This is a genomic window from Haloplanus sp. GDY1 (genome assembly GCF_023703775.1).
Lineage (GTDB): Archaea > Halobacteriota > Halobacteria > Halobacteriales > Haloferacaceae > Haloplanus > Haloplanus halophilus.
Map to the genome: position 1 here is coordinate 44313 of NZ_CP098515.1, position 14566 is coordinate 58878.

Sequence of the window (14566 nt, forward strand, 5' to 3'; positions counted from 1 at the left end):
ACTCGGTTGATGTCTCAGAAATGTGTCTGGTGCGTGTTGGCCCGTCCGGCGACCGACGAGCACTCTCCACGACCGACTCTGTCCAGACGGAATCAGACCCGACGTGCGAGCGACTTGTCGGGGTGAGCGAGGTGCGTCGTCTCCACTTCGAGTTGCAGGTCTCCAAACCGTTCGACAGCGCTCGCTTGTGGGTCTCCCGGTGAGCAACGGACCCCACCCTACTAAGCTATGTATTCGTCGAAGACCTGCATGGGCAGTCGAGCATCGCGGAGAGATGTTCCTGTGCGATCTGAGGGCGCTAGGAGACCTGCAACTCATCACTCGCTCTCCTCGTCTGAGAATGCCTCCACGGCATCGATGAGGTTGGTCGCGCCGAGGATTCGCCACTCGGTCAGGTCACCGAACGTCTCTTCGGAGATCGTTTCATAATTGTTGATACTTTTGTATGGGACGTCACTCACTCGTCCCGCCTCGTGAAGGGTTCTGACAAGTTCGTGGGCGGTGTCGTAGTTGGGGACGACCCACACCCGCAGAAGACCCTCGGTCCGAGCCATGTCGTCGTAGTGCTTGACGATCCACTCGGGTCGAAGATTCGTGACCACCTCGCCGACGCATCGGAGTCGCCGGGTACCGTCTGAGTGCTCAATAAACGCGGCGACATCATAGATAATCCCGCCCCCCATCGGCTCATAGTAAGTCTCGACAACGAACTCCTGACGCTCGATGTAGCGTTTGAGGTACTCGACGTACACTTTGTGCTGAACCTTCTCGTGCGGGTCGCCGGTGTTACGACCGCGGTACAACGTCCGGTCGACCACCGTCTGTCCCTCGGGAGTGACGTAGTAGTACTTGCGGCCACGGATGCGCTGGATCTCCAAGTATCCGTATTCCTCCAGTTTCGAGACATCGATGTCACTACCGGCGGTGTTCCTAATCGTAGTCATCGATTCCGTGAGGTCGTAGCCACCGAGTTCACCGTTCAGCGCGTCGATCACGCATCGGAGAAAACGACGTTCATCGTCGGTCAACGCCCCATCTCGCGCCACGTCGTTGGCGTCTTGTTCTGAGGTACCGCCATCTGACGTTCGGGATGTGGCATCGCCACCGGGTTGGGAGTCGGGATCGTCCGAGTCAGGTGTCCCGCTAGAGAGGCCATGTCGGGTCCGTACGGAGAGATCCTCCGAGGGTGTCGTGCCGGTACCCATGGTCGTTCCGAACTCATTCGAGCCCCCACCGGACCGAGAGCGTCCGTCTGCATGCTCGTTCGAGGACTGGTCGTCGTTCTGTTCCGACGATTGCTCGCTCGACGTGTCTGTGCTACTGCGCTTGCCATGACGCTCATCAGGATCCTCGTCGGTAGTCTGTCCGGTGTGTTCGGTCGCCTCCACCGGCCTGTCGGTTCTACCGGAATTCGTGGCGCCAGCTCCCCATCGCGCAACACGCTGGGCAGCATCGGGCGGACAGTTCACTCCCGGCAGGAGGCAGTAGGTAAATCGCGTGCGCGACCACTGGAGGTGATCCGCCTCCTGATAGGTCTGTGCTTGCGCTCCCCCATCTCCGGGATCCGAGCGATACGTCCCAGGATGTACGGGGTCGTCGCTGTCGCTGTGACCGGACGGAATCGGGAGCGGTTTGAGCGTCACCAGCTCCGGGGTGTCAGTCATGAACCCCGTATCAGGGAGTTGAGCCAGCCACTCCCCGCGAGGGAGTGAGGCAACCCGGTTGGCCAGCCCTTCAGCGTCCAAGTCCTCGTGGAACAGTGTCGTCGCGAGTTCGTCGTCGATGGCGAGCTTCCCGATTAGCTTGGTGTTGATGTTCCGGAGGATCTCCTTGTACGCTCGCGTGTCCAGCGCGTCGCGTTTGACCTGTTCAGGGAAGTGGACGATCACCTCGAATGCGAGGGCGAACTCCCGAGCGTCGGGAATCATCTCGTTGCGGACCAGACCGGCTTTCAGCACCGGCGCGGCCTCGTCGATAATCAGGTTCACGCAGTAGCCGTCCGCCGGGCCGGGGAGGTCCCGATCCCAGCGCTTGCGCAGCCGGACCCACGACCAGAGATAATCGAGCATCAGTACCGTGAACAGATTGCTCGAGGCTGGCCGGAGATCCCCCGTGTCGATGAGGACGACCGTCGTCGAGTCGAGTAGCGCATCCAGATTGAACAACATCTGGTCGTCAGCGTAGGTGTCGGCGGTGTCGTCCCACTCGGGAACAAAATTGAGCATCCGCCAGATGAAATCGCGTTCGCGGAGTTTGGTGATCCGATTCAGCACCGCGTCGATGGAGGTTGCAAATCGGCGTGGATCACCGCTGAGGTGACGTCTGAGCGTTTGATCGAGATCATTATCCGTCACCTTCGGGAGATACTGGTCGCCTTGTATCTCGGCGCCTGTTCGCTGCATCTCGATGACGGCCTTCTGCATCTCGGTAGCCGCCGTGAGCAGGTCGCTGATCGCGTAGGCGTCCTCGCCGTGGATGGGGTCGAAGAGCGCAACGATCAGGTTCGAGAGGATTTCCTGAGCGACGAACGCCTGGTTGTGCTGTTCCTCGCCGAGGACGTACGTGAGCAACTCGTTGTACCGATCCACCTTCTCCTGGACGGCCGCCTCCCGCGAGATCCCGGCGGCGAGCTGCGGCCGAATGTCGAAGAACGGGAATGCCGGCAGTTCGCCGTTCGGCCCCGGCACCGGCAGATGGACGATGTCATCGAGGTCACCAAACCGGTGAAAGTGGGCCCGCTTGTACTCGCTGGCCATGCTGCCGCCCTTCTTATCGAAGATGAAGATCGGCCCGTCGAGTTCCGCGTAGGCGGTTAGCGCATCGTTGATCATCGCGGTGGTCTTCCCGCTGCCCGTCGTCGACGCCCGGAGGACGTGGTGGACGAGTTGTTCCGCGGTGAGGTGAACTGGAATATTCCGGCGTGAGAGTGCGGCTGTCTCCGCCTCGCCGATGCACATTCCGGTGTCGAAGGTCCGGAGCAGTTCTTCGTTGGTTGCGGTCAGTGGCGACCGCACGTCTGGAGCCCCACCAGACGCCCCGCGACTCGGCTTGGGAAGTGCCCCCGTGCTGGGGACGGTGACGAAGTTCGCGAGTTCGTCCGGGCTGGTGACGATCACTGGCGCGTCGTCACCGAAGCGATCTCTGAACCCGACGCGCCCGAGTTGGGCCTCGGTGAGTCGTCGGTACTCGCGGTCGGCGTCGCCAAGCACGCTCCCCTCGATCCCATAGTAGGGACCGCTAAGCGCGGTGAAGGCTCCCGCGATGCCACCGATGACGGCCGTGTCGCCGGCGGCTCTGATGGAAACATCGAAGGTCACAGCGGGCTGTTTGAGGTCGATCTGTCCCATCCGACTGTGCTGAGTGGACTGTCCACTAGCATCCGGGCCGCTGATGGTGCCCCCGATCTGTTCGGGTGTATCCGGGCGGTGACGCTGGCGTCGTTCCTCCTCGGAGGTTCCGAGCAGCGTCGCCGCCGCCTCTTGCTTGAACGCGCTCCACATGCTCGTCGTTCCCATCTTGAGGTTGCGCTTGTGGCGTTCGGCATCCCTCGTCCAGTCGCGCTTCGGCGTGAACACTACCTGGTAGACGAACGGCTCGTCGGTCGCGAGCGCCTGTTCGAGGAGAACGCTCAACGGGGAGCGATACCCGTCGTCAGCGTCTAACGAAAGTTCGCTAAATCGCGAAAGCAGGGTCATCCAGTCGTTGTTCTTCGTCTCGACGCCGTGCCATCGGACGAATTCGGGAGGCTCGCGCTCGTCGGCGTCACTTAGGCCCTCACCCGTAAGTGGATGAGCCGCCTCAATGTCGAGCGGCTCGAAGCCCTCCAGTTGACCGAGTTCGTCGATGCCTTCGAACTCGGCGAGTTGTGCGGCCTCCCCCGAGGCGGATGGCTCGAATACTTCAGTGACGGAGAAGGGGACGACCTCGAAGTGGAACGACTCGGGGTACATCGCTCGAACGTTCGCCGCGAGCGTCTCGAAGGCTTCCCGCTCGTAGGGGCGGACGCCGAGGTAGAAGTCGAACCGCTGCGTGGCCCGTGGCTTGTGGATCAGGAACTCGAAGGTGAGACGCGTACTAACGAACGAGAGTCGCTGTTCGAGGCTGAAGGGCATCTGCCGGCCGCTCCCAGTTCGATAGAGTCCGTATAGCGCTTTGACGACGTGACCCGGCGTGACCTGCTCGCGGGCCGGTGTGATCTTGATGAATGGTCGTGCAGTGTCGTTCGACTCCGCGGCACTCGAAGAGTCGTCCGAATCCCCGTCTATGGAGTCGTCGTCCGCACTCGCCCCTGACGAGGTATTCTGTGCGTCGGTGGTCTCTGAGGTGGGCGAACCTTCTGAGTCTCCAGTGTCGATGTCGCTCGGGGCAGTACCCTGCAGGCGGGTCGCCACAGCCGTGCGGAGTTCGTCGTCGCTGACATCCGGTATTCGACCGCGATGCTTCGACCGATCTGGCTCACGCACGAGAAGGCCTCCGATACCGTTCCCTGATCGTGGACGTATCGTCCGCCCAGTAGCTGGTGTGTGAGATGTACCGCTGGTGATGAGGTGTACTCATGGACGGGAGATTGACGAGGTCGAGAGGTGGTGCTGAATCGCGAGTGGGTAGCTCACCCGGCGATGAACTCGAGCAGGGAGACGAGGGCACCCAGCCCGAAGTACGCGACGACCATCGCAGCCCCACCCATCGTGAGTTTCATGCCGGTTTCGGAGCGCTGTGAGTTGTTCCGGGCGCTAAGCCAGACGATGAACCCCAACACCAGTATGGTCAATCCAGCGTACTGGAGCGTGATGTAGAGGACGTTGTACAGGTTATCGAGGATCGTCTCCCAACCGGATGTGTTTCCTCCGCCCCCGCCGACCGGCGCCTGTGCCGCAGCACCGCCGGTGAAGAAGACGAGGGTGACGAAGACCGCGATGAAGACGATCTCGAAACTCAGGATGGAGTTCAGACATTTGAGGCGATTCGACAGTCGGTTGACGGCGTGCTTGGGAATCATTGCACGGCCGCCGTTTGCGCCCAACTGTGATTGTAGTATCAGGTGTTCGCACTGCGTACCCGTGCGCGATGCGCACTCGTACGCGTTGCGTACATGGTCCGTCTACCCCCGAAATATGCGTCTTTTGTGGGATGTAGAGTAACAGTTAAGATTGGTAACTACTCTCATAGGGATGAACTCGTAGTCGCAGTTCCCGACTGGTAGCATACAGGCAGTGACCACCATGGAAGTCAAAACTCCATCAGACGGCCCCGTCCTCACGAGGAGGTCGTCCCAGCCATGAGCAGGAAGTCGATACCCGTCAGCGAACAAACCCGAGACCGCCTGCTCGCGTACAGCAATCGAAACCTACTGCAGGATCAGTCCTACGACGAGGCAGTGAACGAACTGCTCGACTGGCTCGAATTTCCCACGACCGACGAAATCTACCAGAACTACAGCGTCATCTGGGACGTTGTCCCGCGGATGTGCGATGAGACAGCTGAGCAAGAGGATTTTGAACCGCTGGTTCGGGTTGAGCCAGTCAGCGATCACGACGACTAGAGCATCCCGATCACAACTCCAGGAGAGCAGTCACCAACTGAGCCTCACATTTTGCTCGGCTGTTCAAACATTCCTCAATCGAACCTTCCTGCGTGACGAAATCGCCCGAAATCCCCCCGTGGTTCCGCGTATTCTGTGACAGGCAAGGAATCTCCGACAGCGCTACAAAGCGGTGAAAACGCTCGCGAAGACGGTGAAAAGAGTCCCACCCATCGAGACGCCGATCATCACTAAACCGTAGGTGACGCCGTGGTAGCCACGAGTTCGTGTCTGTCCGTACGGACTGCCCACAGCCCACAGCGCTGCCCCGAGCGAGAAGCAGGCCAGGCCCAGAAACGAGAGCATCCCTGAGACGGCATGTGCAATCGGGAGTAGTTCACTCGCGCCTACGGCCCCGTAGGGCCAACCCGGTGGGAGGAATCCTGAACCGCCCATGACGTACGCGACGAGATCATAGAACGCGCTCAATCCGAAGATCGCCACGAGTGCTGCACACGATCCAAGGATCATCCCCTGGAAGCGAAGCGACCGGCGAACGTTTGACCCAGAGACCCAGTAGCCCATTACCCCCACGACGAGCGCACAGAGCGCAATGTACTTCGCCGTCAGTTCAGCCACCACGAACAATCTGAACGCTGTATCGACGATGGCGGCGACAGAGGGCATACTGACGGTTCTCAGCTGAATCCCGGCGCCTCTGAACAAAAATACTCAGAATGTACGCAATGCGCACTTCGGATCGAGCGCCGATGATCACTGATTGTGGGCAAAACGTGGGGAATAGCTGATTTGGCAGCGATACAGCCAAGCTACTACTCCTCGAAGTGTGCCTGCTCGACTGTCGACGACGGCGGGAGTGAGGTGAATTTCGTCAGTATGTACAAAAACGGACATCGCGGTGCCGCCCTCGTGCTAATGGCCCCTCTGACAGTTGTCTTCGGTGTGCTTGGTCTCGGGATGAGTATGGTAGCGGTTGCCGTCTGCCGACTCCCCGATATCGATCACGACTACGAGTGGCTGGCACACCGTGGGCCGACCCACACGATCTGGTTCGCGATCGGGATCGCCGCGCTGGTCGTCGCGGGCGGATACGCGTGGCTGTCAGTATTACCCGTCGACTTGCCCGCCCTCCTGCTCGCACTACTTCTCGGGGCGACCGTCTTTCTCGGCCTCCTCTCACACCTGTTCGCCGATGGGCTGACGGCCGGGCGGGGTACTCACGCGATCAGACCGTTCCGCCCGCTGTCTTCTCATCCGTTCCGGCTGGGGCTGGTTCGAGCGGATTCTGAACTCGCTAACCGCCTGTTGCTCGTCGGGGGGATGCTATTCCAAGGTTTAGCGTTCGCTGTCTCCGTTAGCGGGGTAACTGGGGTGGTAGTCTGAGAAGAATATAAATAAAGCCATGGAGTCGGATCAGGTCCTTTCCGTTTGCTGGTAGAACGATGGTGCTGAATACAGAGCGCGTATACAGCACATCGTACACCAAGAACCGAAGCTGTCTGAGTCGACCAGTACAGTCAGCATGAGCAGTTGCCTGAAATCCACGACGGATCGGAAGTTAACACATATATCGGACAACCATGTATTCTTTTTTATATGCGATTCTGTGACGAGTGTGGTTCGATGATGCACACGGAGGGCAATAGGTGGGCGTGTCGCTCCTGTGAGAACGAGGAGCCACGGGACTCGCGAGCAGAAGCAGCGATGACGACCCAGGATGGACAGCAGGACGACGGGACACCCGACGTGGCCGACGCGACTCAGGACACCACCGAGACGATGCAGGAGCCCTGTCCAGTCGAGGATTGCGACAGCGACCGGGCCTCCTACGAGATGCTGCCGAAGCCAGGCGGCTCTTACGAGGTTCGACTGTTCACCTGTGTCGAGTGCGGCCACAAGTGGCGCGAATCCTGACGACGCAACTCGCGAACCCCGCCGCGCTGCATGAACCCTCTCTATTCAGCACAGCAGTTCTGTCGGCAGTTGGGGGTCCTGAGGCCAAATGGGCCGATCCCCAGTCATGCTCATCCCAGCCTTCGTAGTGTTTCAACTGCCTCTTGATGTGGAATAGCTCCCATTTGCAGTCGTAATAGAGGACGTTAGCGAGCGCTCCATCCTCGCCGACGAACTCCTCGACATGCCACCAGGACGGGAGTTCAACAAAACCGAGTTCGCAGAGCATGCCGGCGTCACGCGACAGACAGTCGGCAACTACATCGGCGTGCTTCTAGAACTCGATATCATCGAGGAGGTTCCGAACATTTCTCCACAGCGACACCAGTTGGCAGAGAGCGATGTCGTCGAGGAACTATTCGCGTTCAACAGCGTACTAACGCTGCTGGAGAATAGATCACGAACCTGAATACAAACACGCGTTCTTCGTTAGCCGTGAGTTTGATAAGTGGCACTTTCTAACGCCCGACTGGTTCCCCACTCCGTGACATCCCCCTGGGAACCCGACGTCACGTCCATTCGTTACGTCGCTCACAGCGTGGGGAAACGAGGCACCCCTCTCTCCCCCCTTTTCCCACGCGGTTTTGAAAGACACTCAGTAAGACGGTCAGTCGGACTCCTCAGCAGCAACGAGATACCGCAGGGGATGGGGAAGAGGATATCGCATTTTCGTCCTCAACAGCGTCAACGATGTCCCGGGCTTGCTCGGTCGGTGTCGTGGAGACCGAGTCGGGGTGAGATGAAATCATGAACAGACTCACTTCCACTTCTGGCGGTATTCTTCCAACTCCTCCGAATCGATCCACTCCTCGGGGTCAAGACCGTGCTTCTCGCACAGGACTAGCTTCGTACTAACCGAGTCTGCACGTTCAACTGCCCAAGCTTCGGGCGGCCGCTCCGTCGACGTACGCTCACTCACGTGCTGATCCTCCAACAGCATCGGCGTCAAGCCGTGGACAGCGAGTCTGTTGATCATGAGCATCGTCTGCACCAACGGATGTCGAACGTTCTTGATGTAGAGCTGATTCCCATGTTCATCTGAGCCCGCTTCAGCCAACACGCCCCACTGCAGGAACACGTCCTTGTGACGGCTGAACGACGAGCGCGACACCTTCTCACCCATGGAACAGAACTCAGCCGCGGTCACCGGACGCTCGTGGAGACGCATTATGACATCCCACATCGCCGCTCGCGTCGGCGGCAGGAACAGGTTGGCAAACGCAGTATCCTGATTTCCGAGATCTTAGATGACCTCGTCGTGGGACATGAGCCGGTGGGGGCGACGCTGCTTGACCGTCTCGCGTCTGAGCTTCGCGCTCTCGCTATACAGCTTGTCCTTCGAGTAAACCGTCAGCGGGTCAGGAGTCGGACTGTCAGGCTCTTCTGCGGCCATACTCCGTGAGTCTCGAACCCTGTATTTATGCTTTCAAATTACAGAGATGAATTTCACGACTGAAATGGGAAATATCAATAGAATCATATGAATTCCTACGGTTCATACTGGACGACATCGCATATACCGCATCCAGAACACCGCGAAAATCCCGAGCACCAGCCACTCGACGAAGAGCATCGCATTCGATACTGCGTCGTTCAGGTAGCTAACCACTTCGATCGCGTCGACGAAGATTGAGGCACTCGAGACAGCCACCGCCTGCGTCCGCAGGTAGTACGTCGAGTGGGGTTCCCACCAGTCGTCGCCGGTGAACCGCGCTTGGACGATTGGTCTGTTAATGTCGACCGTCGCGACGCCGCTCGCATTCGTGACCACCGCCGGGACCGTTGCCCCGTCGACATAGACCTCCCGCCCGCTAATCGGTGTGCCGTCCGTCTCACGGAGGGTTATTTCCGCGGTGCCCGTTCCGTCGTCAATCGTCACGTTCAGCACCGCTTCCTCGTACCGTGTGACCTGCTTCCGTGTCGTCACCGGGAACCCCCAGATATCGACGGCACTGACGGAAATCGACTCGCCGGTCACGGCATCCGTACTCTTCAGGGTGCCCGCATACTGGTCATATAGCGGGGTTCGATTCGCGTTCTCTGGCGCGACGATCGTATCTGGAAGGGGTGTCGCTGCAACCGACCCAGCCTCGTCGGCACGGGTCGTCTCCCACCAGATGTGCCGGTCGGCGGGCTGGTCGGCGAGGACGCTCACGTTCGCGGGACTCATCCGGTACCGCAACATCGCCGGATACTGCCCGCCGTACGAATGCGACGCGGCGACTTCCGAGGTCCCGCTCTCGGTTCGTTCCTCGACAGCGGTGTTCCGCGAGACAGAGAAGAACCGCCACGGGGCAGTCACGTACATCGTCTTCTCACCGACCTGCACCTCGACGCGCTCCCAGCCAGCGGCGCCGGCGGCCAGTCCTTGTGCACCCGTCCACTCGACTGAGACGACATCGTCACCGGGCCGGTCGTAGACGCGGACATCGACCGAGAGGTCGTCGCTGTTTATCGTCTCGATAGGCACCGACCGCGTGAGCGTAACCGATCGGGTTTCGACCCGCGTCCGATCCCAATCACCACACCGGGAACTGGAAACGCCGTAGCGCTTCTGGAGTTCGACATCGATCTGGAGTGTGGCAGTCATGGTATGGATGCCGACAGGCAACGGCCTCGGCTCGGACAGCGGCGAGGTATAGTTCAGCGTCGTCCATTGGCCCGGTCCCCACTGCTGCATACTGATATTGCCTGCAGTGACATCCACTACCGTGGCCTCCGAGTCCAGTAGTCGGTAGTTCGCCCACCGCGTGAGCGAGTAAGATTTCCCATTGATGGTACAGGAATCGCTCTCGGAGTAGTCCGTGGGCACGCTGATGCGGTAATCCCACGGAATGTACGTGTTCACCTGCCGGGTCTGGGTAACGTATCGATTCCGGTACCAGACGCCTGGTGTGACATCGATGAAGCCGAGATAGGCGTCTCGAACCAGATCGTGCGAGCCACTACGCCACACGAGCGAGGTCGACGCCCCGTCGACGGTCGGAAACACTTCGCTCCCATTGTCCATCGGAACCGCTACCGTGCTCCGGGCGACGCTCTCGCTCGGCGCGAGTTCGGAATACCGGAGGAGTCCTTCGACGATATCGCGCTTCCGGTCGGTGATCGTCTGGTACTCAGCGGACTGTACCAACGCTGTCCCAGGGTTGGTAACCTCGGGGACACTCCCGTTCACCTCGACTTCAGCACCGTACACGGGATTCCACCAGCCGTTCGGGTTCCGCACCTCGACCGTATACTCCCCGTCAGTGTCCGTTGCCTGGCTCGGATCGGCGTCGTAGAGCGGGAGGATGCGGAGTTCCCGGTCACCCCACTTGGTGTTCCACTCCTCGAGTGTGTACCACCGATCCCGATAGGGAATGGTGTAGTAGCCGGTGAGCCCGCTCTGGTACATATCCGACTCGTTGGCGATGACGAGTGCGTCGCGCGGGCGGATGCTGTCCTCCCAGAGCTGAACCGGCTGCGTGACGACGGTCTGATTGACCTCTCGGATGGTACCGTTGTCGTACTCGTAGATCTGAATCGTGCTTGATCCTCGGGCTGGATCGGGATCGTTGCTGGCGAGCACCCGAAACGTGTCGTTATAGGTTCGGTCAACGCCCGGCTCGGGTTCAGGGATCGTCAGTCCACCGCTAAATGCCGCCCCTGCAAGGGTGCTCGTAACGACCAAGAGAACCACCCCGACAGTAACGATCCGCGAGCATCGACTGACCATCCGACGGAGTCGGAAGCCACCCGCATCACGACGCGCTGACGGCGATTGCTCGCGTGTCCGTTCCTGGGACGGACGCACTCCCGTCTCATCCGAGGACATACGTCAGGAGGTTCAGGAACGTACTCCAGGCCGACCCCACGACGAACAGGCCACAACCGGAGAGGGCAAGTCGACGGCCCCACGTGCGCCGCTGGAGGCGGTGGCTCCCAAGCCACGCCATCAGGCCGAGCAGGAGGAGACAGAGCCCGGCGTAAATGAACACTTCTGCAGTCCAAGCTGGGAAGTTGAGGAGCGCTCCGAAGTCGACACCACTCGCGAGCACTGTCATCTGCCACCCCCTGAGAGTCCAAGTGACGGGATGTTCCTCATGAGAGAGGCAGTCACTCCGTTCGGGAACGTGTCACAGAGAACTGGCGCCCCGCTGATCGAGTGGAGTTGCTGGGCGTCGGGATTCAGTATCAAAGGCAGACGAGTCCCCACAGTGTGAGTACCCGCCGGGTCGGGACTGCCGGCACTCTGGCTCAAGGTTCCATACTCGAAAAGGGCGTGGAGTCGTTGGATCATGGGAGTCGTGTTGCGGTTCGGAGACGGTGCAGTCGGGAATCACAGGAAATCCCCACTGGGGCCCCTACCAATACGTACACGACCGGGGACAAAGCGGTTCCAGGGTTACGGGAAGCGTACACGTACGCATTGCGCACACGTACGGGTCGCGCACAGTTGCGAGATGCGTACTTCTGAAATGACCAAGGTGACTGGCCGGACAGAAGACGTGTGATGGCCAGTTATCCGCCCCGGAGGAATCCGCAGTCCGAGATGGAAGCAAACCAAACCCAACGGGAGTGCCCAATCACGAGGAGAGATCATCTGAGCGCTACCGAGCACCTGCCAGCAACAGGCGTGGAGGTGACTCATGCCTGAAATCGAGATCTGCTTCGGTAGTGAGGGGGAGTACGAACGCCTCCGCGATATCCGAGACAAATACGGCGTCCAGTGGCGGGGGATGCTCATCCAGGGTGCGAAGCAACTGAAGGGCCTTCACCACCCGGCCTTGATCCGAGACCCCTCCAAGCGACCGTCCCTCTCCGACTGTTCCGAGCAACCAGTCGAGATCGATATCACCAACGCCGAGGTCGATATCGCCCGGCAGCGGTCCTCCGAGTCGCGATGACGTCGACACGCATCGAAGTCGACGACGACCAGTTCGCCGCGCTCGAAGCTATTCGGACGCACTACGGCGTTAACTGGCGCGGAATGCTGATCCAAGGCGCCGAGCGTCTCGAAGACGGCGTGGTGTTCCGGACTGAGTCCGAACACGGCTGTTCCCGATCCGGCAGGGAGGAGGACGACTGAAATGCCCGATCCAGTACCGGTCGCAAGTAACCTGCTGGAATCGAAATTCCTCGGGTTCTCTGTCCGCCGATTGCTGGAGTCGATGGTGATCCCAGTCGCACCCTGCGCGATCCTCTACACCATCGGATTCCCACTGCTGTTCACCTTCCCGCTGTTCGTCGTGGGGATCGGTGTCGGGGTGCTCGTCTTCGTGAAGACCCCACCCGGACAACGCCCGCTGCGATACGCCCACGCAGTCGTCCGACACCGGTCGGGTGAGAACGTCTACGTCTGGGCACCCTCGCCCGAGCTGGAGAACGACCTCGCAAGCGGGGCTCGACAGGACGACTGGCTGACCCAGCTGCCCAACTCGGGTGTCACTCCGCGCCGTCCCCGAAACGCCGTGGCCACCGACACACCAGCTGGCGCGGGAGAGAACGCCGACGAGGAGGCCCTTTGATGGCGGCCATCGGTCGGTCGACGCTCGATCTCGTGAACTTCGAGAACGTCCGCGACGGGGGTGTCGTCGAGACACCGACCGCGTACGCAATGCTGGTCGAAATCGAGCCTCGGGAGTGGCTCACACTCTCCGAGGAGCGCCGCTCGGGCGTCTATGTCTCGTTCCTGACGTTCCTCCGTGGGCTCCAGTTCCCGGTACAATTCCTCACGATGACCACAGAGTTCGACGGCGAGCAGTACATTGAGCAGTTCGTCGGGCCCGAGTCGCCGGACGCCCCAACCGCGGTGACGACGCCAGTGATGAATCCCGACGGGACAGCCCCTGACGAAACGGTGTCCGATACAACTGACTCAGTGGGCGAGATTTCCGCGACCGATGGCGGTGTCAAGACCGGTACAGGTACCGACGCCGTCGCCGACTCGGCCGTACTCGAGTACGGCCGGGTAGCTCACGCCGAGTGGCTGGACCGGACGCTACGGATGGCAAACGTCCGTGACCGACGATTCTTTGTCGCCGTCGCAGTCGAGAAGGGCGAGGATGACAGCGAGGGAGGCAGCCGGTTCGACGGGGTCCGCGACGCCCTGCCACTCCCCACCCGTTCTCGATCCGTCGACGCCGAGGAGTTCTACCTCGACGAGGTGTGGGCCCGCACCCAGCGCGTCGCATCCCAGTTGCCCCGGACTCGCGTCGAGGCGAACATCCTCGATTCCCGCGAAGCTGTTCTCGACGTACTATACCGCGTGTACCGCGGACGAGAGCCGCCACTTGCATTCAATCAAGGTACGCTCGTCGGAGTCGCAGACGATGCCCTCACCGATGCCAACGGTGGTCTCCTCGATCTGGAGAGTGTCTTCGATGACGCCGACCGAGAGGCGACAACTGCCGCTGAAGAGTCCGAACCGGAGGACCGCCCCGAGACAGTCGGTGACCTCCCATACGACGGGCACGTCCAAGAGGAGTACGTTGAAGCTGTCGACGGGTCGCGCCTCCTCCAATGGTACGTCCGGAACGTCGGACCGATCGGGCGTGGGGAGAGGTTCCACTCGCCGGCGTCGGTCTACCTCGGCACGGGCACGTTCGTCGCCAGCCTCGTCCTCGCGATCGTCGCGCTCGGTGCGTTCCTCGGGAGTTCCCAGCAGCTTCCCGTCGACACCCCACCCCTCCTAGTGCGGGAGGTTTCCTTCGGTCTCGCCGCCGGGAGCCTCCCAACCTTCCTGCTGAGTCTCGTCGTGCTACTCCCCTCACGGCAGATTGCGCAGAGCCTCGCCGTACTCGGGGTCGGAGTGGCGGCCGCGGCGATCGCGCTATTCGAGGCGGCCTATCCGGCTCAGTGGACCAGCACCCCAACGGGTCAGACGGCGGTGGTGGTGCCGGTGTACGCAGCCGGCCTCTTCGTCCTCGTCGTGTCGGTCAGCTTCGCCGTTCGATCACGCCGGACTGCCCTCGATCACGTCGACGACGCTCCTGCTCAAGAGGTGCCACCCGTGGCCGAGGATACCGGGGCTCGTCCGGAGGCAAGCGATGGCTGAAACCCGCCCTACAGGACAGCACCGCGCTCGACCAC

Annotated in this window: 14 protein-coding genes and 1 pseudogene; 8 read left to right on the forward strand and 7 right to left on the reverse strand. The window is 60.8% G+C overall.

From position 1 onward, the window contains the following. Nucleotides 1-317 precede the first annotated feature (317 nt). Together NBT67_RS16290 and NBT67_RS16295 are read right to left on the reverse strand one after the other, a co-directional pair. Nucleotides 318-4463 carry an ATP-binding protein gene (locus NBT67_RS16290; RefSeq protein WP_251344493.1) on the reverse strand — a complete coding sequence of 1382 codons (4146 nt, stop codon included), beginning with the start codon at nucleotides 4461-4463 and terminating at the stop codon, nucleotides 318-320. Nucleotides 4464-4609: 146 nt separating this feature from the next. After that, the gene (locus NBT67_RS16295) at nucleotides 4610-4999 is read right to left on the reverse strand and encodes a hypothetical protein (RefSeq protein ID WP_251344494.1); all 390 of its coding nucleotides are present in this window, start codon (nucleotides 4997-4999) and stop codon (nucleotides 4610-4612) included. Between the two features lie 279 nt (nucleotides 5000-5278). Between NBT67_RS16295 and NBT67_RS16300 the strand changes: the two genes are divergently transcribed. Continuing rightward, nucleotides 5279-5542, forward strand: coding sequence for a hypothetical protein (locus NBT67_RS16300; RefSeq protein ID WP_251344495.1), 264 nt, complete (start codon nucleotides 5279-5281; stop codon nucleotides 5540-5542). A 162-nt stretch (nucleotides 5543-5704) separates the two neighbouring features. Here NBT67_RS16300 and NBT67_RS16305 read toward each other — a convergent pair whose 3' ends face one another. Beyond that, complete coding sequence (locus NBT67_RS16305) at nucleotides 5705-6208, reverse strand: hypothetical protein (RefSeq protein WP_251344496.1); 504 nt, start codon at nucleotides 6206-6208, stop codon at nucleotides 5705-5707. A gap of 123 nt (nucleotides 6209-6331) precedes the next feature. On the opposite strand from NBT67_RS16305, the gene NBT67_RS16310 reads away from it, so the two are divergent. The 3 genes and pseudogenes from NBT67_RS16310 to NBT67_RS16320 form a co-directional block, all read left to right on the forward strand. After that, nucleotides 6332-6925, forward strand: coding sequence for a metal-dependent hydrolase (locus NBT67_RS16310; RefSeq protein WP_251344497.1), 594 nt, complete (start codon nucleotides 6332-6334; stop codon nucleotides 6923-6925). A gap of 213 nt (nucleotides 6926-7138) precedes the next feature. Next, nucleotides 7139-7456: an RPA12/RPB9/RPC11 RNA polymerase family protein gene (locus tag NBT67_RS16315; protein WP_251344498.1), complete on the forward strand. Its 318-nt coding sequence runs from the start codon at nucleotides 7139-7141 to the stop codon at nucleotides 7454-7456. Nucleotides 7457-7655: 199 nt separating this feature from the next. Then, a pseudogene (locus NBT67_RS16320) lies at nucleotides 7656-7904 on the forward strand (hypothetical protein); the annotation flags it as partial. Between the two features lie 348 nt (nucleotides 7905-8252). Here the strand turns inward: NBT67_RS16320 and NBT67_RS16325 are convergent. From NBT67_RS16325 to NBT67_RS16340, 4 genes are all read right to left on the reverse strand, one after another. Beyond that, nucleotides 8253-8663 carry a hypothetical protein gene (locus NBT67_RS16325; RefSeq protein ID WP_251344499.1) on the reverse strand — a complete coding sequence of 137 codons (411 nt, stop codon included), beginning with the start codon at nucleotides 8661-8663 and terminating at the stop codon, nucleotides 8253-8255. A 75-nt stretch (nucleotides 8664-8738) separates the two neighbouring features. Beyond that, the gene (locus NBT67_RS16330) at nucleotides 8739-8888 is read right to left on the reverse strand and encodes a hypothetical protein (protein WP_251344500.1); all 150 of its coding nucleotides are present in this window, start codon (nucleotides 8886-8888) and stop codon (nucleotides 8739-8741) included. Between the two features lie 102 nt (nucleotides 8889-8990). Then, a complete protein-coding gene (locus NBT67_RS16335; protein ID WP_251344501.1) occupies nucleotides 8991-11063 on the reverse strand; it encodes an Ig-like domain-containing protein in 2073 nt (690 codons plus the stop codon). Nucleotides 11064-11295: 232 nt separating this feature from the next. Then, nucleotides 11296-11538, reverse strand: a complete 243-nt coding sequence (locus NBT67_RS16340; protein WP_251344502.1) for a hypothetical protein — start codon at nucleotides 11536-11538, stop codon at nucleotides 11296-11298. Nucleotides 11539-12123: 585 nt separating this feature from the next. On the opposite strand from NBT67_RS16340, the gene NBT67_RS16345 reads away from it, so the two are divergent. From NBT67_RS16345 to NBT67_RS16360, 4 genes are read left to right on the forward strand one after another with little or no spacing between them, the layout of a single operon-like run. Beyond that, the gene (locus NBT67_RS16345; RefSeq protein WP_251344503.1) at nucleotides 12124-12381 is read left to right on the forward strand and encodes a hypothetical protein; all 258 of its coding nucleotides are present in this window, start codon (nucleotides 12124-12126) and stop codon (nucleotides 12379-12381) included. Continuing rightward, nucleotides 12378-12563, forward strand: coding sequence for a hypothetical protein (locus NBT67_RS16350; protein ID WP_251344504.1), 186 nt, complete (start codon nucleotides 12378-12380; stop codon nucleotides 12561-12563). Before NBT67_RS16345 ends, NBT67_RS16350 begins: the two co-directional genes overlap by 4 nt. Before the next feature lies 1 nt (nucleotide 12564). Continuing rightward, the gene (locus NBT67_RS16355; protein WP_251344505.1) at nucleotides 12565-13002 is read left to right on the forward strand and encodes a PrgI-related protein; all 438 of its coding nucleotides are present in this window, start codon (nucleotides 12565-12567) and stop codon (nucleotides 13000-13002) included. Next, nucleotides 13002-14531 (forward strand): cell division protein CdpA domain-containing protein, encoded by a 1530-nt coding sequence (locus tag NBT67_RS16360; protein WP_251344506.1) that lies wholly within the window; start codon nucleotides 13002-13004, stop codon nucleotides 14529-14531. The genes NBT67_RS16355 and NBT67_RS16360 overlap by 1 nt, the downstream gene beginning before the upstream one ends. Nucleotides 14532-14566: the final 35 nt, after the last annotated feature.

Excerpts from the sequence above, each read along its gene's own strand:
- NBT67_RS16325 (WP_251344499.1), bottom strand. The coding sequence starts at position 8,663 with ATGCGTCTCCACGAGCGTCCGGTGACCGCGGCTGAGTTCTGTTCCATG.
- NBT67_RS16330 (WP_251344500.1), bottom strand. The coding sequence starts at position 8,888 with ATGGCCGCAGAAGAGCCTGACAGTCCGACTCCTGACCCGCTGACGGTT.
- NBT67_RS16345 (WP_251344503.1), top strand. The coding sequence starts at position 12,124 with ATGCCTGAAATCGAGATCTGCTTCGGTAGTGAGGGGGAGTACGAACGC.
- NBT67_RS16315 (WP_251344498.1), top strand. The coding sequence starts at position 7,139 with ATGCGATTCTGTGACGAGTGTGGTTCGATGATGCACACGGAGGGCAAT.
- NBT67_RS16360 (WP_251344506.1), top strand. The coding sequence starts at position 13,002 with ATGGCGGCCATCGGTCGGTCGACGCTCGATCTCGTGAACTTCGAGAAC.
- NBT67_RS16340 (WP_251344502.1), bottom strand. The coding sequence starts at position 11,538 with ATGACAGTGCTCGCGAGTGGTGTCGACTTCGGAGCGCTCCTCAACTTC.
- NBT67_RS16300 (WP_251344495.1), top strand. The coding sequence starts at position 5,279 with ATGAGCAGGAAGTCGATACCCGTCAGCGAACAAACCCGAGACCGCCTG.
- NBT67_RS16355 (WP_251344505.1), top strand. The coding sequence starts at position 12,565 with ATGCCCGATCCAGTACCGGTCGCAAGTAACCTGCTGGAATCGAAATTC.
- NBT67_RS16305 (WP_251344496.1), bottom strand. The coding sequence starts at position 6,208 with ATGCCCTCTGTCGCCGCCATCGTCGATACAGCGTTCAGATTGTTCGTG.
- NBT67_RS16295 (WP_251344494.1), bottom strand. The coding sequence starts at position 4,999 with ATGATTCCCAAGCACGCCGTCAACCGACTGTCGAATCGCCTCAAATGT.
- NBT67_RS16350 (WP_251344504.1), top strand. The coding sequence starts at position 12,378 with ATGACGTCGACACGCATCGAAGTCGACGACGACCAGTTCGCCGCGCTC.